Origin of the sequence: Amycolatopsis sp. CFH S0740 (assembly GCF_004522315.1) — a bacterium.
GTDB classification, from domain to species: Bacteria; Actinomycetota; Actinomycetes; order Mycobacteriales; family Pseudonocardiaceae; genus Amycolatopsis; species Amycolatopsis nivea.
The window spans coordinates 307,029-325,987 of the sequence record NZ_SDLS01000006.1 but is presented as its reverse complement, the minus strand read 5'-3'; the positions used below and the strand labels follow the sequence as shown (position 1 = coordinate 325,987).

Annotated in this window: 14 protein-coding genes; 4 read left to right on the top strand and 10 right to left on the bottom strand. The window is 67.9% G+C overall.

The window, feature by feature from the left end:
• The first annotated feature begins 37 nt into the window (after positions 1-37).
• A complete protein-coding gene (locus EIZ45_RS13920; RefSeq protein WP_134663241.1) occupies positions 38-424 on the top strand; it encodes a pyridoxamine 5'-phosphate oxidase family protein in 387 nt (128 codons plus the stop codon).
• Positions 425-845: 421 nt separating this feature from the next.
• On the opposite strand, the gene EIZ45_RS13915 is transcribed toward EIZ45_RS13920, so the two are convergent.
• The 3 genes from EIZ45_RS13915 to EIZ45_RS13905 all read right to left on the bottom strand — a co-directional run bounded on the left by EIZ45_RS13915 (position 846) and on the right by EIZ45_RS13905 (position 6,021).
• A complete protein-coding gene (locus EIZ45_RS13915) occupies positions 846-2,045 on the bottom strand; it encodes a GTPase (protein ID WP_167756432.1) in 1,200 nt (399 codons plus the stop codon).
• Positions 2,046-2,777: 732 nt separating this feature from the next.
• The gene (locus EIZ45_RS13910; protein WP_037811989.1) at positions 2,778-4,550 is read right to left on the bottom strand and encodes a dynamin family protein; all 1,773 of its coding nucleotides are present in this window, start codon (positions 4,548-4,550) and stop codon (positions 2,778-2,780) included.
• Between the two features lie 97 nt (positions 4,551-4,647).
• The gene (locus EIZ45_RS13905; RefSeq protein ID WP_037811991.1) at positions 4,648-6,021 is read right to left on the bottom strand and encodes an IniB N-terminal domain-containing protein; all 1,374 of its coding nucleotides are present in this window, start codon (positions 6,019-6,021) and stop codon (positions 4,648-4,650) included.
• Between the two features lie 303 nt (positions 6,022-6,324).
• On the opposite strand from EIZ45_RS13905, the gene EIZ45_RS13900 reads away from it, so the two are divergent.
• Entirely contained in the window at positions 6,325-7,467 is a 1,143-nt protein-coding gene (locus EIZ45_RS13900; RefSeq protein ID WP_037811993.1) for a molecular chaperone DnaK, read from the top strand.
• Here EIZ45_RS13900 and EIZ45_RS46805 read toward each other — a convergent pair.
• Positions 7,458-7,877: a hypothetical protein gene (locus EIZ45_RS46805; RefSeq protein ID WP_240690643.1), complete on the bottom strand. Its 420-nt coding sequence runs from the start codon at positions 7,875-7,877 to the stop codon at positions 7,458-7,460. The genes EIZ45_RS13900 and EIZ45_RS46805 overlap by 10 nt on opposite strands.
• Positions 7,878-7,904: 27 nt before the next feature.
• On the opposite strand from EIZ45_RS46805, the gene EIZ45_RS13895 reads away from it, so the two are divergent.
• Entirely contained in the window at positions 7,905-10,118 is a 2,214-nt protein-coding gene (locus EIZ45_RS13895) for a helix-turn-helix transcriptional regulator (RefSeq protein ID WP_240690644.1), read from the top strand.
• Between the two features lie 13 nt (positions 10,119-10,131).
• Here the strand turns inward: EIZ45_RS13895 and EIZ45_RS13890 are convergent, their stop codons facing one another.
• The 3 genes from EIZ45_RS13890 to EIZ45_RS13880 are packed head-to-tail and all read right to left on the bottom strand — an operon-like array spanning position 10,132 to position 12,116.
• Positions 10,132-10,875: a ferredoxin reductase gene (locus EIZ45_RS13890; RefSeq protein ID WP_134663244.1), complete on the bottom strand. Its 744-nt coding sequence runs from the start codon at positions 10,873-10,875 to the stop codon at positions 10,132-10,134.
• Positions 10,845-11,444 (bottom strand): sulfite oxidase-like oxidoreductase, encoded by a 600-nt coding sequence (locus tag EIZ45_RS13885; RefSeq protein WP_134663245.1) that lies wholly within the window; start codon positions 11,442-11,444, stop codon positions 10,845-10,847. Before EIZ45_RS13885 ends, EIZ45_RS13890 begins: the two co-directional genes overlap by 31 nt.
• A gap of 48 nt (positions 11,445-11,492) precedes the next feature.
• Positions 11,493-12,116, bottom strand: coding sequence for a pentapeptide repeat-containing protein (locus tag EIZ45_RS13880; RefSeq protein ID WP_134663246.1), 624 nt, complete (start codon positions 12,114-12,116; stop codon positions 11,493-11,495).
• A gap of 224 nt (positions 12,117-12,340) precedes the next feature.
• Here EIZ45_RS13880 and EIZ45_RS46800 point away from each other — a divergent pair, with 224 nt between their 5' ends.
• Positions 12,341-13,654 carry a hypothetical protein gene (locus EIZ45_RS46800; protein WP_238607995.1) on the top strand — a complete coding sequence of 438 codons (1,314 nt, stop codon included), beginning with the start codon at positions 12,341-12,343 and terminating at the stop codon, positions 13,652-13,654.
• Positions 13,655-13,954: 300 nt separating this feature from the next.
• Here EIZ45_RS46800 and EIZ45_RS13865 read toward each other — a convergent pair whose 3' ends face one another.
• The 3 genes from EIZ45_RS13865 to EIZ45_RS13855 all read right to left on the bottom strand — a co-directional run bounded on the left by EIZ45_RS13865 (position 13,955) and on the right by EIZ45_RS13855 (position 18,747).
• Complete coding sequence (locus EIZ45_RS13865) at positions 13,955-15,382, bottom strand: ATP-binding protein (protein ID WP_037812003.1); 1,428 nt, start codon at positions 15,380-15,382, stop codon at positions 13,955-13,957.
• Positions 15,379-17,031, bottom strand: a complete 1,653-nt coding sequence (locus EIZ45_RS13860; protein ID WP_037812004.1) for an FAD-dependent oxidoreductase — start codon at positions 17,029-17,031, stop codon at positions 15,379-15,381. Before EIZ45_RS13860 ends, EIZ45_RS13865 begins: the two co-directional genes overlap by 4 nt.
• 108 nt (positions 17,032-17,139) lie before the next feature.
• On the bottom strand, positions 17,140-18,747 hold the full coding sequence (locus tag EIZ45_RS13855; RefSeq protein ID WP_205669943.1) for a coagulation factor 5/8 type domain-containing protein: 1,608 nt from the start codon (positions 18,745-18,747) through the stop codon (positions 17,140-17,142).
• Positions 18,748-18,959 lie beyond the last annotated feature (212 nt).

Sequence of the window (18,959 nt, the reverse complement as noted above, 5' to 3'; positions counted from 1 at the left end):
CAAGCAGTTGAATTTCTGTCTCGTCTAGCGTGCGGACATGCCCCTCGACGAGAGCTTCCGCCAGTTCTGGACCGAACGACGGCTCGCGTCGCTCACGACGGTCCGCCCCAACGGAACGCCACACGTCGTAGCGGTCGGCGTAACGGTCGACTTCGACCAAGGCATCGCCCGCGTGATCGCCTCCGGGACCTCGTACAAGGCCCGCCTCATCCGCGCCGCCGGCGACACCGGATTGGCCGCCGCGGTATGCCAGTTCGAAGGCCGGACCTGGTCCACGCTGGAAGGCCGAATCCGCCTCCTCGACGACGCCGCTTCCGTCCACGACGCCGAAGAGCGCTACGCCCAGCGGTACCGGAAGCCGCGGGAAAACCCGCAGCGGGTGGTCCTGGAACTCACCATCGGACGGGTGCTGGGCAACGCCTGATGTTCCGGGATCCGGCCGACCGCCCCGGTCAGTCACCCCGGTCAGTTGTCCCGGCCGGTCCCCCTGGCCGGTTGCTCCGGTCGATCGCCCTGGTCAGTTGTCCCGGTCGGTCACCCTGGCCGGTTGCCCTGTTCGATCGCCCTGATCAGCCACACCATCGGCCGCACCAGCCCGTTGCTTCAGTCGGTCGGCCGCCCCGGGCGCCCGCCCTGATCGACTGCCCAGTCAAGTCGCGTAGGTCGGTCGCCTTGACCAAACGTCCTAGGCGTCCGCCCCGGTCAGTCGCCCCGGGCGACCGTCCCAGTCGTCCGCCCGGGTCAGTCATCCCGGGCGACCGCCCTGGCCGCCCTCTCCGGTCAGTCGCCTCGGTCAGTCGTCCCGGCCGACCGTCCTGGGCGATCGTCCCGGACGGCTGCCCCGGTCAAACGAACTGCGCCAGCAACCCTTCCGCACTGCGCACCACAACCTGCGCCGCAGCGCGCTCCGCCAACGCCCGGTCCGGCCGCTCCGCCTCATGCCGCCAGCGCATCACCGCGTCAAGACCGGCCTCATACATCTCGCGTGGATCCGTACCCGCCGCAAGTCCCAGCCGTTCCTCCGACGCCGTCCCCTCCGCGCCCAGCAACCGCACAGCCTCTTCCGCCGACTCCCCCGCCAAAGCCGTACGTCCGCCACGAATGTCCGCGATCAGCCGCAACTCGCGGAAGTCATGCGCGCCGGCCGAAAACCGCTCAACCCGCGCCGCAAGCCGATCACTGTGCGGTCGAGGCTCCGCGTTCAACACTGTCTCCAACCGAATCAACGCAGTCCGAGCGCGCAACGCATCTGCACGCGCAGCGAAACAACCCGCAATAGTGTCGCGAAGCTCGCCAAGACCGCTGCGCCGCACCAGTTCCGTCGACAGCTTCACCCGATCATCGCAGCCCGTACGGATGAGCGTCAGCGCAAGCTTCACCCCGAACAGCCCGAAACGAACCACCAACGACCGTCGCGTCTCGACGGACACCGGCCCCGGAAACGCCGGATCAGTAAAGGAATCCACCGAAAGCAGATACCGCTCCAACTCCTCACGAGGCACCGCCGCGAAGGCCGCGAGAAGCTCGAACTCGTCATCAGTGAACGCGCGCGCCCCGTACGCAAGCTGCGCCGCCACCGCGATCACGCCTTGGAACCCGCTGCACAGTGGATCTTCGCGCCACGCGCGCCGCGCAATCTGCTTCGCGGTAAGCAGTGCGTCAATCCGCCCCGCACCGGTCTCGTCCGCGCGCGCAAGCACAAGGATCGTGTCAACGGCCGTCTGCCGCGCGAACGCTGAAGGCGTTGTCGGACGCAACGTTGCCAACTGGTCGGGCTCAAGGTGGCGAAGCAGCCGTACGGATGCGTCAGTGAGCGTCGACGGCAGCGGCGCATCGAGAAACTCCAGATCGCGCAACGCCCGCGTCGGCCAATCCCCCAACGCCGCAGCCAACGTGGACTTCCCCGTCCCCGCAGGCCCTCCGATGCTCACCCGAAGCGGCTCGTCGAGATGGTCAAGCGCTTCCCCCAGCAACGCCGAAGCCCTCGGACTGTCGCGGTAGTACGCACAAGCATCCGCCAGAAGAGCCCGAACGTCCTCACCCACGCGCGACACCACTCCTCACTCGACTCACCCGGCACAGCCCCGAACATCCTCGACTACCCGGCAACGCCCCGCTCACCGAATCCCGAAGCCCGCCACCATCAACCCCGCAGACATCTCCCGAAACGCCCTCAACCGCCCAAGAAGGGCACTTTCCGAATCTTCCACCACGCGGCCACGTCTCCCGGCTCCGCTCCCGCGATGCGACGCCGCCGAAGCATGCCGTCACTAACTGATCCGACCCACGCGCGACCCGCCCCCGCCCACCAAACCGCCTTCACTGCAGCAAAACGCCTCACCGCGCCAAAGACCAACCCACTCTCACAATGCGGAACCCCGCTCACGACCACGGTCGCCAGCGCTCAGAAACCGCGCCTCCTCCGGCCAGTACCAAACGCCGCAGCCACCCGAAGTCGCAACCATCTCCATAACGACCGATTGGCCAGCTTCCCCTCAGCTGTCCCGCCCGAAGAACTAAGCCCACCCAGAGAGCCGCCGCGCGCGACGCCCGGCACCCCATCCGACGTCACGCAGACAACAACTAACCGCCGCCCCCTCCGCATACGAGACGACCGGCCAGCATCACCAGCCCACAAAAGCCGCCAGCACCGCCAAAAACACCGCACCCAGCCCGCCGTCGAAGCCATGCAGGCAACTCCACCGCCTCTGATCAGCCCAGTATCACCGATCTGTCCAAGCGCGAACGCCGCCACAACCCACGCCGCCAGGCCAAGGTCACGCAGGCAACTCCTTGGGCACCCGATTAGCCAGCATCCCCAGCTCCCCAGCCCGCTTGTGCAACCCCGCCAGCCGGTCGATCTCCCGCCGCAGCGCCGCGCTGCGCCGTTCCCGCTCGGCCGACCCGGCGATGATCATCTCGCGTTCCCGTGTCAGCTCGTCGGCGAGACTGTCCGCGAGCTCGGTGAAGTGGTCCCGCAACCGTCGCTGCACGTGGCGGATCGCGTCGCGGCATTCCTTGCTGAACCGCAGGAACACGTCGTCGACGTGCCGTTGCGCGGTCATCTTGGCCACCGCCTGCCGGCGTTGCAGCCGCATGCCGCCCTCGTCGCTGATCGTCTTCGCGGCGAACGCGACGCCGGCACCGATCGACACCGGGTTGATCAGCGGCAGCCCCGCCAACCCGGTCACCAGGCCGAACATCAGCACGCCGCCGTACGAACCGCGCAGACCGGTGAACGCCTTCTGCCCGATCTTGAACCGCTCGATCCGCGGCTGCCGCACCTCGGCGATCCGGTCCGCGCCGGAGTCGGTCAAAGCCAATTCCGGCAGGTCGTACTGCGCGCCGAAGCTCACCGCGACCGCCTGCGCGATCCACTCCGCGCGTTCGGCCGCGAACGTGTAAGTCGTCTCGACGGCTTCCGCGAGCGTGCTGTCCAGCCACGGCCCGAACTCGTCCCACACCTTCACCGGGTCTCCGCGGTCGAAGGTCTCGTCGATGCTCTCGACGATCTTCCGGGTGCGTTCGCGCAGGTCGTATTCCGCGTCGGACTGCAGGTCGGCGATCTCGTCAGCCAGCAGGTTCTGCCAGCGACTGTTGCGTCGGCGCAGCTCATCGGCGCGACGTTGCGAACGCTGCAGCAACGTCGTCTGGTCGACGCCTGCTTCCTGCCCGGCCGCCTCGGCGCGTGCTCGCAACGTCTCGACTAGCTCGGCCGCGGCCGCGCGCACACTCACGGCGGCGAGCAATGCGGCCGTACTCTCGGCCGGTCGCGAAACCTGCGTCGCGATCCAGGAAAGCAACTCCGGGAAGCCGGACCGCGCATTGAGGTCTTGGTCACCGCCCTTGGCCGCGGCGAACCGAACCGTCGCCGACACCGGCAGCACCGGCGAGTCGATCCCGGCCGCGGAGAGCGCGGTCCGGTTCTGTTCGGCGACCGTGCGCCATCCGGCGCTGACGTCGATCTTGGTCAGCGCGATGACCACGTGCGGACACCAAGTCCGGATGTGATGCGCCAGCGCCAGCTCGGCCTGATCCAGCGGAGCGGCTGCGTCGGAAACAAGAATGACCGCGTCGGCGTCCGCGAGAACGTCGAGAGCGGCAGCTGTGCGCGGCGACCTCGGGTCGCCGATCGCGGGGGTGTCGATGAGCACCAGGCCTGCGGACAGCAGATCGCGCGGGACGCCGACCTCGACTCGTCGCAGCGACCCGGCAGGCCGGGCACCGACCTCGCCGGTCAGCTTCTCGATCTCGACCGGGATGCGTTCGTCGGCGCGTCCGACGAGCGTCGCGCCGGGTTCGGCCGCGTACCCGACTTCGATCGGCACCGCGGGAGTCGCCGCGTCGCCGACCGGGCAGACCGGCGCGTTGAGCACCGCGTTGACCAGGTAGCCCTTGCCTTGCTTGGGAAAGCCGAGCACAGCGACCCGCGTGCCCCCCGGAGGCCGGTCCTGACGCCGGCGAAGGCGTTGCGCCAGGTCTTCGCGGCCGTGCGTCCGGCAGGCATCCGAGGTCTCGGCGAGCACTTCGAGCCAAGCTGGAGCCGTCACGGCGAACCAGTGTCCCCCGTGTACGGGGAGTATCCGAACCGGGTGGTGGCTCCGCGGTCGCACCCAGACCGCGGAGCCACCCCCGAATTACCCTTGCTCAGAGGGAAATGTGCAGCTCACCGCCGCCGTGCGAGGTCTCCGCACCGGCGTGCAGGTCAAGGCCGAGGCCCTGGTGCCCGAGGTCGGAGACCGTCGAGACGGTGTCGTGCACCATGCCGACGCCGGCGTCGGTCCCGGTGTGCGTCTCGGTCGCGGCGTCGGAACGCTCGGACTCGCCGTGCGAGATGAGCGAGTGCGCCTGCTGGGTCACGCCGTTCACCGCGTGGTTCAGCCCGTTGGCGCTGAGCGTGTTGCTCAGGCTGCCGACGTTCTCGGTGACGGTCCCGACCGCGTCGCTGACGTGCCCGGCAATCCCGCCGCCGGCCTCGGTCGCGTGGTCGGCGACCTGCGAGGCGGAGTTCGCGACCGGCAGGTCGCTGACGTTCACCGGGGAAGCCGCCGCGAGCTCGCCGCCGACGTGCTGCACCTGCGAGATGGCACCGTCGGCCGCGGTGGCCGCCTGCCCGCTCGCCTGCGCGACCGCGCTGGAGTCCAAGCCGCTGGCCAGGTCGTTGCCCAGGGCGAGTGCACTGGTCGGGTTCTGCACCAGCGCGGTGACGGACGCGGCAGCGTTCTGCACGTCGCCAAGACCCGGCACCGAGGGCAGCCCCGGAACGGCCGGGACACCCGGCACAGCCGGAACCGACGGCAGCTCACCGGCCGTCGGCAGCGCCGGAACCGCGCTGGCGACGTCGCCGACACCAGGCAGCGCACCGACGCCCGGAAGAGCACCGGCACCCGGCAGTTCACCGAGGCCGGGCAGCTGGCCGACGCCCGGCAGCTCGCCGAGACCCGGCACTGCCGGAAGCTCGCCAAGGCCCGGCAGCTCACCGGCGGCGGGCAGCGCCGAAGCACCAGCCACGTCGCTCACGACGGGCAGTTCGCCGAGGCCCGGAAGGTCTCCGGCGGGCACCGCACCCGCCAGGTCACCGAGACCCGGAACGTCGCCGACAGCAGGCAGCGCGCCCGCGCCCGGCAGTTCGCCGAGACCGGGCAGTTCGCCCACGCCCGGCACGGCCGGCAGCTCGCCGAGGCCCGGAAGCCCGGGCGTAGCCGCGGACGCTTCCGCGCCACCAGCCGAGACGCCGAGCGAAGCGGTCAGTGCCTGCAGCTGCTCGATCGCGCCCTGCGGGCCGTCGCCGAGCGCAGTGGTCAGGTCGCCCGCCTGGGGCAGCTGGCCGAGCGAGGCCAGGTGGTCCACCGGCACGTAGTCGAGCACCAGCGGCGCGACCTCGTTCACGTCGGCGGCGCTGATGTCGCCCAGCCCAGCAGCGGCCAGCGCTGCCTGCGGGTCCTGGCCGAAAGCGGCGAGCGCGGACGGGTCTTGGAGCAAGGTGAGCGTGAAGTCGTGCAGAGTCTGCACCGAATCCATGGGGGGATCTCCACTTGTAGTGATTACGGGGAATGCCCGGCCCTCCCCGGCCGGGCGTGGCGCCCAAGGTAGGGACGGGGCACCCCCGCTCACATCGGGGTTTACACCCAGTCGCGCCTCGCTCAGCCGTTAGGGGGTCGATATGAGATCGTTAGGGAGTTAGGGGATCGGACACGCGGAACCCGGTTGGGTTAAATCCCACCCCACTCTTGCCCGTCTGACCCGAACGGGTGAGGATGCGTATCCGTTCAGTGAGTTACGCCCCTTGGCCGAACCTGACTGCGACGAAGGGAGGAAGCGGCGGTGCCCTACGTGCTCGGCATCGACCTCGGCGCTGCCCGGACCCACGCCGCGCTCCGTCGCAGGCAAGGTGACCGGTGGGACGATCCCGAGCCGTTGTGGCTGGGCGAGACCTCCCCGGCGACCGCGACCGCACTCTTCCTCGACGACGAGGGATACCTGCTCACCGGCGACGCGGCAACTCAAGCCGGCGCCGCCGTGCCCTCCCGCCTGATCACCGGTTTCCATCGCCGCATCGGTGACGACGTGCCGGTCTTCATCGGCAGCGAACCGTTCACCCCGGAGTCCCTGACCACCGTCTTCATCGAAGGCATCGCCGACGTCGCAGCCAGCCAGACCGGCGAACCGCCGCGCCAGCTCGTCGTCACCCACCCCGGTGACTGGGGCGGTTACCGACGCGAACTCCTGCGCCAGTCGCTGACGGAGTCCGGTTTCACCGCGGTCACCCTCGTTCCCAGCGCGGTCGCCGCGCTCTACGCCCACCTCCCGGAACCCGGTGCGGGCGACCGAACAGCCGCGGTGTGCGAGTTCGGCCCGGACGGCGTCACCGTCACCTTGGCGACCGCTTCGGGAGCCAGCGGCTGGATCGCCCGGAACAGCACGGAAGGCGTCGCGCCGGGTTCCGCGGTCAAGACGGCGTTCGGCCTCGCGCAGGCGGCCAACGTCGCCCCGGAGTCACTGGCTGGCATCGTGTTCTGCGGCGAACCCGGCCCGGGCACTCGCCCTGGACGTCTGCCCTGCCCGTTCTTTACCGGCCCCCAACCCGCCGATACGGCGGCCATCGGGGCCGGGATCCTCGCCAGCCAACGGACGAGGCCTCTCGCGCGAAGGGAAGCCCCCGCCCCCGAAACCACGTTGCTGCCGCGAGTCGACCGCGAACCCGAACTTCCGGAAAGACCCGAGCGGCCGCCGGTGGAGATCACTCCATTCACGCTGCCGGAGCCCGAGGGCGCTGCCAAACTGTTGCGTCGATGGCGACCGCTCGCCGCCGCGGCGGCAGTACTGGCGATCAGCTCCTCGATCCTGATCGCGGTCCTCACGTCACACGAAGCGACCGCCGACAAGGAACCCGTTTCTCCCCGTCCCCCTGTCCTGAGTTCGTGCGCCCACCCAGCCACAGCTCCCTCCGGTGAAGGTCACTGTTGAACGCACTGCTGGCGAAAACCGGCAACGACGCCGTCCACCCCGCAGCCCGCCGCCTCCTTGAACAACTCGCCGACACCCCCGCGGCCCCAGTCCGGCTCGTGGTCGTCGCGCCGGGCGGCTACGGCAAGACTGCCTTGTTGGGCGCTCTCGATCGCAGCTACCGCGAAGCAGGTGTCGAGGCCACGGTCGTCGACGACGCAGACCAGCTCGACGACGAAGACCTGACCAGGCTCACCATGCTCGCGGCCGCCAAAGAGGGACCGCTCGTGGTGGCACATCGTCCGAACCCTCGCGCGCAAGCGTTGCGGTCCCTCGGCGAAACACTGCTGCTGCCGCCGCTGACCGTCGACGAAGTCGGGAAGCTCGCGAAACAACTCACCGGCCGCACTGCGGACGCCCCCGCCCTGCACGCGAGCACCGGCGGTGTCCCTCGTCTCGTGGAACGGGTCGTCACCGGCCGTCTCGCCGACTTCCGCGCCGAACTAGCAGCACTCGACGACGACGTCCTCCGCTACCTCATCGCCGCCGAAGCCGGCGCAGCCCGCAACCTCGACCTGCTGTGTTCATTGCTGGAGCGCACACCAGACGAACTGCCCGAAGTCGTCGACGGTGCCCGCGCGACGGGCCTCCTTGATGCTGAAGACATTCTCCTGCCTGCCGCCGCCGAAGCAGTACGCGCTTACGGACCACCCGCTCGACGCCTAGCTGTGTTGCAGCAACTCGTGGAAGTACAACTGACTCGGGGCCTGCCCGTACTTGACCTCGCGACGTCTCTGCTCGACGCCGGCAGCTCCGGTGCCTCCGCAGCAACCGCATTCGCAACCGCCGCGAGCGAAGCACTCCCCACCGACCCCAAACATGCCGCGCGACTCTTCGAAGCCGCCGCCGAAGCTGGTGCCCGCGACGCCGCGACCACGATGGGTTGGGCCCGCGCCGCCGCACTGTCCGGAGACTTGGACACCGCCCTCCGCCTGGGCGACGGCATGCTGTCCGGCGAAGATCCGGAAGCACGAGCCGCCGGAGCCGAGATCGCCGCGACAGTCCTGGCTCACCGCGGCGAACTGGCCCGAACTGCAGAGCTGTACCGCTGGGCCGCAGCCACGGACAACTGGTCCCGTCAGCATGCGGCCACTCCGTCATCCAACTCCGGCGGCCATGACTCCAGCAACGAAGGTCCCGCTACGGCGGCAACGAACCACCAAGCGGCAACCCAATGGACACTAGCCAGCTCGACAGACTCTCAAGCCTCCGCACTCCCCCACCGCGCGGACGCTGCTGGAGCCCCGACCGATCCCGCTCCCGCTCCCAACGGCAATCCCGCGTTCTCCGGACAGCCCCAACCGAATGGCGAAAGCTATCGCTGGGTGGGCCCTGGCGCGGTGGACGCGTTCGCCACGATTGCCCTCGTCGGAACCGGCCAGACCACCGACGGTCAAACTGTCGCCAACGTCCCGATGCCTGGAGCCGCGCCGACATTGTTCACCGGTGCCGCTGCGCGAACAGCAAACGGGATCGTGGAATCGGTGGTCGGTTGCGGAACAGAGGCGCTCCCGACACTCGTAGGCGCCGCAGCAATGCTCGAACCAGCAGTCGGCGGCGCACCCCTTCCGGACAGTCCGGCCGCACTCGCTGCACTCGCGGGCCTGCACGCAGGCGAACTGGCGCTCGCAGAGTCGGTGCTGGAACGAGCATTAGCCAGCAGCGTCGGCGGCGACCTGCTTGCCACCCGACACCGGCTGATTCTCGGCTGGGTCGCGATGACCGGCGGCCATCTTGCCGCCGCGACGGAACACCGCGACGCCGTCGCTGGCACCAAGCTTGAGGCCCGTGACGAACTGTTCTTCGCGACACTGGAACTCGGCCTCGCCCGGCGAGCGAGCGACCTGGTCGGGCTGCAACAGTCGTGGGAACGGGCGTATCAGGCGTCCATGCGTCAGCAAGTGGACCTGTTTACGCTGCTCCCGTTGGGAGAACTGGCAATCGCAGCCGCTCGGACCGGTGCGCACGCCAAGCTGTCCCGCCGACTAGAACGCGCGCACGCAATGCTTGACCGACTGGGAAACCCTCCTTTGTGGACGGTCTCGCTGTGCTGGCACGAGTTGCACGCCGCGATCACCACAGAAGACCGCGCCACTGCCGAACAGCAACTGGCAGCGCTGAACCACTTCGCCGACTGCGGCCGCTATCCGGCCGCGCTCGCCCGCGCCGCTGGATGCTGGCTTGCGGTTCTCAGCGGCACGTTCGATCCAGGCGAAATCTCCGCAGCAGCCGCGGAACTTCATGAACTGGACCTGTGCTGGGACGCGGCCCGGCTGGCGGGCCAAGCCGCGATTCGCACCTCCGATCGCAAGGCGATGGTCCAACTCCTCGAAGCAGCTCGGCAGTTCCAAGGCACGACCGGACGTCTTGAGTCCGCCGCCCCGGCACCGGGCGCGGCGACCGGCTTGAGCGCACTCAGCGAACGCGAGCTTGAGGTCGCCCGCCTGGTCGTCGACGGCCTGACTTACAAACAAGCCGGCAGCAAACTCTTCATTTCCGGCAAGACTGTCGAACACCACATGGCCCGCATCCGCGGCAAACTCGGTGCGGCAGATCGTCGCGAGCTGCTAGCGACCTTGCGCGAACTCCTCTCCAAACCGACCGTGCACTGATTCGTTGACGGCCTCAGTCCCGGCTGGGGCCGAAACGCTCAGTCCGAATCGACTGCGGCGAATGTCCCAACGCGAGCATGATGTCCGCTGCGGTCTCCACGAAGCCGGTCGGCCCGCAAATGTACGTGGTGGCACCGAAGTCAACCGGCCACGCAGCGGTGTTCAATGTGGCGACGTCGATGCGCCGCGGGATGCCGGATCGCCCTTCCGGGAGTTCCCGCGTGTAGACGTAAGTGACGTCCAAGCCTGTATAGGGTCGGCGGAGCTCCTCGGCGTAGTACAGCTCTGCCGGGGTACGCAGCGAATAGACCAGCCGGAACAGTGCCTTGCTGCCAGCTTCGCGACGGGCCCGAATCATCGACATCAGAGGGACGATGCCTGCGCCACCGGCCACAAGCAGCACCGGAGTCGCGTCGGTGGGACGCCACACGAACCAGCCGCCGATCGGGCCTCGGACTTCGACCGGGTCACCGACCGCGTAGGGGCCGGTGAGGTGTTCGGACACTTCACCGTCGGCTACCCGTTGCACGGTCAGTTCGATTCGGTCTCCGTTCGCCGGTGCAGCAAGCGAGTAGCTGCGTTGTGCCGTGTAGCCGTCGGCTGCGGTGAGGCGGACGTCGACGTGCTGTCCCGCGAGATGACCCGGCCACCCTGGGATGTCGAAGACCAGGGTGCGCGCGGTCGGTGTCTCCTGCCGGATCTCGGCGAGCCGAGCGACGCGCCACGCTAGTCGCCCTGATACCGCTGTTCCCGCCATGGATCTCCGTAGTCGTGGTAGCCGGCTGCTTCCCAGAAGCCGGGATCGTCCTTCGTAGCGAGCCGCAGCTTGCGCACCCACTTCGCAGACTTCCAGAGGTAGAGGTGCGGCACCAACAGCCGAGCCGGGCCGCCGTGTTCCGGAGTGAGTGGCTTACCGCCGTACTCGTAGGCGATCCAGGCATGTCCGCCCAGGAGATCAGCGAGCGGAAGGTTTGTGGTGTAGCCGCCGTAGGAATGCGCCATCACGTAATCAGCGGCCGTATCGAGATCCCCGACGAGCGCGTCCACTGGGACGCCGCGCCAATGAGTGTCCAGTTTGGACCATTGGGTGACGCAGTGGATGTCGACGGTGATCTTCTCGCTCGGCAGCGCCATCAGTTCCGGCCACGACCATGAGCGGCGTTCGCCGCTCTCGGTCACTACCGCGAACTCCCACCTCTCTGTGCTCACTCGAGGAGTCGGCCCGGCTGAGAGAACCGGGAAGTCTTCGGCGAGATACTGCCCTGGCGGCAGCCGCGGATTGGCACCGCGGGCGCGTCCGGTGAAGCCTGGTGTGACGACTCCCATCGCGCTCCCTCCGGACATACCCGACGGCTCGGTTCCCCAGAAGCGAGACTACCCGCGGACCTGCAGTCCGAGCGACGTGACGAGCACCGCCGCCTGCTCCGGGGACACGATCGCGCCGGTCAGCGACGCACGAGTCAGATCGAGTGACGACAGGTCGCTGCCCCGGAGTTCGGCGCGCGTCAGGTCGACGTCCTGCAGCTCCGCGCCGGACAAATCCACGTCGGTGAGCACTGCTCCCGAACACTTCGCCTTGGTGAGGTCCGCTTCGCGCATGCGCACCTGTTGGAACGTGACTCCACGCAGGTCGGCACTGTTCAAGCCGACGAAAGACCAGTCTCCGCCGGTCACGCGCAACGGCCGCAGGTCGCAGTCCTGGAAGCGGCTGCCGACCAGCTTGCAGCCCGTGAACTCGGCATCGAACAGGTTGCATCCTTTGAACACGCAGCCGGTGAACGCAGAGTCGGTGTGCCGGGAGGCGTTGAACTGGACGTTTCCGAACACACAGTCCAGGAAGGAGACACCGCGGGTGACTGCCTCGGTCAGGTCGACCTGATGGAACTCACAGCGCACGAACCGACGCGCGGTGAACTCCTCCGCGTACCAGTCTTCTCGCCGGTAAACGCGGCCTTCGACTGTCTCGATGTCGGACGGCTCGTGGTCGGGTTCGGACATTCGGCAAGCCTAGTTCGCCGCCCTGCTGATCGGGTGCCAGACGCGACGTCAAGCGGCTCGCTGCGACGGAATTCTGGCTGGTGGCGGCCAGGATCGCCGAGTCCGGAGCGGCTGCCGGGCTGCTGACTGCTCCGGTGGCTTGAGTGATCGGCCCCTTGCCGTCCGTTACGCGGCTCATGCCACAGCGAGGAGCGGTCTTCTCGGGACAGCCATACGATGGCCGAATGAGCGAAGGCCGATGGTTCGATGCCTGGGTGCCCTGGCCCGAACTGTCGGGCCTGGCAGCCGCGGGCCGGGCACTGCTGCCCACAGTGCCCGCGACCCCGGCCGCGCTCGCCCGAACCGTCACCGAGCAACTGGTGGGCCGTCGCCTTACGACCACAGTGCAAGGCCACGAGGTCGGCCTGACTCTCACCGAACTCGACTATCCAGCGGACTCGCTTCGTCTGGCCACCGGTCGGGTGGGAGACGTCCGCATCGTCGCGGAAGATGTCGACTGGCCCGTTCCGAACAGCTCGGCGGCCCCCGTTGCGCACGGCGCTGGCAGCCTTGCCGGCACTGCCCGCTCGTCTCGAACTGCAGCGGCCTCAGCAGCGTCGAACGCGCGTGGTGAAACGAAGGACCCGACCACCGCGGACGCGTCCGGCATGCCTGCTGCGACGGGCACCCCCGTCGGCGAAACGCACAAGACGGACGGCCCGCCAGATGCGGCTGGGCTTGCGCCTGCTCACCTCGCGCGGCCCGCCGACGGCCGAACTGACGCACGCTCATCCGGTCCACGAGAGAACACGGCATCGTCGGATTCTGTTCAGGCGCAAGGCGATCGCCGAATCGCGGAAGCCACACCAGGTGCCGCAGCATGGAAACCCATCTGGGGACCTGACGCAGCAAACGTGGGACCGCACGAATCCGAGCGACCGACTTCTCGACGCAGCTCCGGACGGGCGCCCGCCGCTCGCGAAGCCGGTCCTGAAACGCGGCCAACTGTCGGACCGCCTGCGCAGCCAGACGTCGAACGCATTCCGTTGCGGCGCGTGACCGTGCTCGCCAAGGACGTGCGGCTTCGAGGATTGCCTTCGCCAGCGGCGATTCCCGGATCTGTCGAACTCGAGATAGAAGTGAGCGGAACCGTGGTGCGGGATCGGGTCGCCGCGGCACGTCCGGACCTGATCGCGACACCGCATCCGGAAGGGTTCCGAGTGCGCTGGCGGAAACGTCCGCGCTGGGGATATTTGACTCTCGCCGCAGACATCGAAGACGAAGCAATAGTGCTGACCCCGATCTCGCTCTGCCTCGGACGGTGGACGAGGCGGCCGCCGAAGCGGATCCAGCCGATCGTGCTTCCCCTGCCGGATCTGCCGAAAGGCTTGCGCCTGACCGGAATCCGGCCTGGCGAAGACGAGCTCGCACTGACGATCGCAGCCGACGAATGGCCTGGACGGCTCGCCCGGATTCCGTTGCCGGACCTGCTGACCTGGCTGACGACAGCGGCAATGACACTGACACTTCCCGGATTCGGATCACGGTCCCTCCCCTGAACCGGCGGCGGCGCCCACCGGACCCCCTGCGGGTCCGAGCAATGGGCGCGGCGCTGCCGTGTTCCAGAGTGCTCGAACATGCGTTCCCAATCATCACCCGATCAGGGAAAGATCGAAAACCGTTGGCGCACAAGGGAAACTCGAAAACAGCCCGAAATCCTGTCGGTGCGGTCGGCTAACCTCGGAATCGAGCCGTCAGTTCGCTCCGAGGGGATACCGCCGATGACAACCACCGCAGAACTGCTCCGAAGAACCCGAAGATCCCAGCCTCATGACGGGCATCCGCGGGCAACCGCGCGTTCAGAGCGACGCTTGCTCCTCCACGGGAAGGCAGACCTCGAACCGCGTGTCACCCGGTTCCGACGTCACTTTGATGTCGCCCGAGTGCCGTTCCACGACGATCCGCCACGAGATGTCCAGCCCGAGACCGGTGCCTTCGCCCACGCCTTTGGTCGTGAAGAACGGCTCGAAGATGCGCTGGCGCACCTCTTCCGGGATCCCCGGGCCGGTGTCGCCGATCTCGACGCGCACCTGTTTGCCGACCTGCCACGTGCGCAGGGTCAGCGTTCCCTCGCCGCCCATGGCGCCGACGGCGTTGTCGATGATGTTGGTCCACACCTGGTTCAGTTCGGCGGCGTAGGCAGGAACCCGGTCGATCGAGCAGTCGTATTCCTTGACCACGCGGATGCCCTCGCCGAGCTTGCCCGACATCATCACCAGCGTGGAGTTGAGTCCTTCGTGGACGTCGATGAACTGGTGCGGGGCGCGATCCATTTGCGAGTACTGCTTCGCCGCGCCCACGAGCGTGGACACCCGGCTGGTCGAGTCCTCGATCTCGCCCATCAGCATCTCGGTTTCGAGCGCGTACGCGAGCCAGCGGATCGCGCCGTCGAGCAGTCCTTCGCCTACCGATTCCAGCACGTGGTCGAGGTTCGTCGGCGTGAGTCCGGCAGCGACGAAGATGCTGGCGAGGTCCCAGCCCTGGTCGATGCCGTGGTCGTCGAACCAGTCGCCGATCTCGTCCTCGCGGTCGGCTTGCTGCATCGCGGAGAGCTTGGGTGCGTCGCCGACCTGTTTCACCAAGCGTTCCTGCACGTCGAGGAGCAACTCGAGCAGGTTCGGGTCGATGTCTTTCTTCGCCAGGATCGCGAGTTTGTGCCGCATGCCGGCGACTCGCTCGCGCAGCGCGGCCGTGGCCCGCACCGCAGCTGCGGCCGGGTTGTTGAGTTCGTGCATGAGCCCCGCGGACAACTCGCCGAGGGCGACGAGCCTGCGGCGCGACGACACCAGCGCGTCGGTATTGCGCCAGCCGAGGTACATACCCTCCAGCAAGTGCGCCGCCATCGGGAACCATTGCCGGAATTCGACGGCGAACTCCGCGGCGGGAAGCGTGAGGAAGGTCAGATCGCTGACGGCGTAGATCGTCGCGCCGTAGGTGGCTTCGCTGTCCTGGTAGGCCAAGAATTGCGTTGCGCCGCAGTAGGAACCGCGTTGATCGGACCGCTTCATCTCGACCTCGGCGCCGGCCACCACGCGGGTCATCCGCAGCGCGCCGTTGAGCAGGACGTAGAAGCACGTGGCCGGGTCGCCTTCGCGGATCACCACGGAGTCGGCCTTGAACTCCTCGCGCACCGCGTTCTGCTCGATCCAGTCGAGTTGCGCGTCGGAGAGATGTTCGAACAAGAACAGTCCGCGCAGTTCCTCGCGCGACAAGGCGGGCTGAGTCACTGTTCCTCCAAGTAACGGTGGACCAGGGTCACGGCCATGGCGCCCTCGCCGACGGCGGACGCCACGCGTTTCACCGACTGCGAGCGCACGTCTCCGGCCACGAACACGCCGGGCACTGACGACTCCAGGTAATGCGGATCGCGGTCCAGGCTCCATCCCGGCGGCCTGCGTCCGTCCTCCACGAGGTCTGGGCCGGTCCGGACGAATCCGTGGGCGTCCCGGAGGACGCTCTTTCCCAGCCACTCCGTGCGCGGAGCGGCTCCGATGAAGATGAAGAGGTGTTCCGTGTCCAGTTTCTCGGTCACGCCGTCTTTGCAGACCGTGATGGACTCGAGGTGATCGTCCCCATGCGCTTTGACCACCGTGGTGTGCGTGCGAACGTGGACGTTCTCGATGGCAGCGATCTGCTCGATGAGGTAGTGCGACATCGACGACTCAAGCGACGCGCCGCGCACCAGCAGCGTCACGTCGGTGGCGTGCTGGGCGAAGAACACAGCCGCCTGACCGGCGGAGTTCGCGCCGCCGACGATGTACACGTGATCGTTCGAGCACTCAGGTGCTTCCGTCGCAGCGGAGCCGTAGTAGACGCCCCGGCCGGTCAGCTCCGCGATTCCCTCGGCTTCCAGCGCTCGGTAGTTGACGCCGCTGGAAAGGATCACGGAGTGCGCGGCGATCTCGGATCCGTCGCCGAAGGTCACGACCCGGCTCGAGCCGCGCGCCTCCAGACCCACGACATCGCGAGCCGTAAGCACTTCAGCGCCGAACTTCTGCGCCTGGCGGCGGGCTCGATCCGTGAGCTGCGCGCCCGACACTCCGTCCGGGAAGCCAAGGTAGTTCTCGATCCTGGAGCTGGTTCCGGCCTGGCCGCCGGTGGCCTTGCGCTCGACCAGCACGGTCCGCAGTCCTTCGGAAGCGCCGTAAACGGCGGCACCGAGTCCGGCCGGACCGCCGCCGATCACCACCAGGTCGTAGAAGTCCTGCGCGGGCTGCGTAGAAAGGCCCACCGCATCGGCGATCTCGCTTCCCGATGGCTGTTTCAGCACCGTGCCGTCCGGCGTCACCACGACCGGGATGTCGGTCTCGCACGCGCCGGCGGCTTGGAGGATGCGGCCGGCTTCTTCGTCGTCGACCGAGTACCAGCGGTACGGGACGGCGTTGCGAGCCAGGAAGTCGCGCATCCGGAACGACGGTGCCGAGTACCGGTGCCCGATCAGCTTCGTCTCTTCCACCGGACGATCCCCGACCGCGAGCCAGGTCTCGACCAGCGAGTCGATGACCGGGTACAGCTTCTCCTCGGGCGGGTCCCAGGGCTTGAGCAGGTAGTGGTCGACGTCGACCACGTTGATCGCCTGGATCGCGGCGTCAGTGTCGGCGTAGGCCGTCAGCAGCGCGCGCCGGGCGTTCGGGAAGAGGTCCATCGCCTTCTCCAGGAAGACGATGCCGTCCATGTGCGGCATGCGGTAGTCGGCGAGGATCGCCGCGACGGCGTCGCCGCGCAGCTTGATCTCGCGAAGTGCGTCGAGGGCGTCGGCGCCCGAATCGGCACGGATGACGCGGTAGTCCTTGCCGTAGCGGCGACGCAGGTCGCGCGCCACCGACCGCGAAACGGCGGGGTCGTCGTCGACGGTCATCAGGATCGGCTGGCTCACACGGCACAGCCTACGGTGTCCCGTCGGCTGCCGTGGCAAACGACAGAACCAGGGACCGGTGCCCGTCGCGGCCGCCACCGCGGCGGGCACCGGTTGTTCAGGTGGCGGCTATGGATAGCGCACCAAGTTCACCGGCTTCGTCCCCGACGGGGTGCTCGCACCGAGGTCGTTGATCACGTGGGTGATCGTTCCCTGGTGGTTGAGCGAAACCGTCACCATGCCGTGGAACCGCACGTCAGGCGCGACCGGAGCGGCGAAGGCGTGCGAGCAGGACACCGACGGGTTCGTGTCGAAGAAGCAGTAGCTGCCGAGACCCCAGGCTTCGTGGCTGGTCACATCCGGGGCGACCTGGTACGCGGCGTAGCCCGCGCTCCCGCCGTTCATCCAGGCTGCCTGGTCGGGGACGTCGTAGGGCATCTCGTTCTGGAAGAAGTAGGTGCGCCCGCCGTTTCCGTTCCAGGTCACCTGCGTCTTCTGAAAGTGCTCGACGAACAGCCCGTAGACGGTCACGTCGTTGCCGTTCACCACCAGGCCGGTATCGGCGGTGTTGGAGTTCCAGCCGACGTGACTGTCGTCGGCGCCGTGGTCGGCTCGCCAGAGCCACAGGTGGTCGCCGATCACGTCGTTGCTGTTGATTACGAGGCTGGTATGCGCTTTGCCCGCGGCAGCGCCGCCGACGCGGAAGAACACGTCGTGCAGCGAGGTCGGGTTCGCCGAGTGGTCCGCGTTCGACTCGGGATCGCCGACCTGCATGAGCGTGGCCGACGAGGTCGTTCCGGCGTCGATCAGCAAGCCGGCGATCTTCACTCCGTCCACGTCGTCGACGTTGATCGCAGTGATCCCGCCGTCCGGGATCAAGGTCGCGATGCCAAGGCCGAGGACGACGGTGTCCGGACGAGTCACGTGAAGAGGCTGATCAAGGCGGTACACGCCTGGGGTGATCAGCAGGTTCTTGCCCGCCGTCAGAGCCTCGTTCATCTCGGACGCGGTAGCGCCCGGCTTCGTGATGAAGAACTGGTCGATCGGCAGCGAAACGCCTGGTGCGCTGTCGTGTTCCCAGGTGACGCCGGAGGTGTTGTTTCGCAGGGCGGGCACGAACACCCGGTAGTGACCGGACTCGTCAACCTGGAGGCACGGCTTCTCGCGGACGATCGGGGCCTGGTCGATCGTCGTGTACGGCGGGTCCGGGAAGGTGCCGGCGGGAGCGCCGTCCACGCCGACGAACACCATGTTCCAAGTAGAGCCGGTCCAGCCGCCGAAGTGCGAATCGCGCGAGATCCATTGCTGCTGTGACCCGGAACGGATCTGCCCGTCGATCTTCGTGTCCGAGATCCAGCCCCCGCTGGACCAGCCCCCGCCGTCGTCGAGGCGGAGGTCGCCGCGGACGTGCATGCGCCGGTACGGGCTCGCCTGCGATACGGCCCATTGGTCCGCGCCCCCGACGGGGTTCACGGACAGGTTTTCCGCGCCGCGCCAGAAGTTCTGGGTCGCGTTGTTCGGGGGAAACCAGTCCGCGTCCACGTGCACCGCACCGTTGATCGTCACGGCGTCGGGCGTGCTGCCTAGTCCGAGGATTTGCGTGTAGAAGCCGACGTTCACGTCGTTGGAGTACGTGCCAGGTTTGAACAGCACGGCGTAGCGCTGACTGCCGAACTGGTTCTTCTCCTGCTCCGCGAAGATCGCGTCGAGCTTGCGCTGGATGCTCGCGCTCGGCATCGACGGATCGAAAACGACGACGTTCGGCCCCAGGTCCACTTGTCCCGGCGGCGGAGAAGTAGTGCCACCCACGGAGATCAGTGTGAACGACCGGTTGGCGGCGTCATGACGGCCGTGCTGCCACGGCTTCTCGTGACCAGCAGCCAGTCCGGCCGGGTGCGGGTCGCGGTCTCGGCCGGAGGCAAGATCGACAACTGCAGCAGTCGGATGCG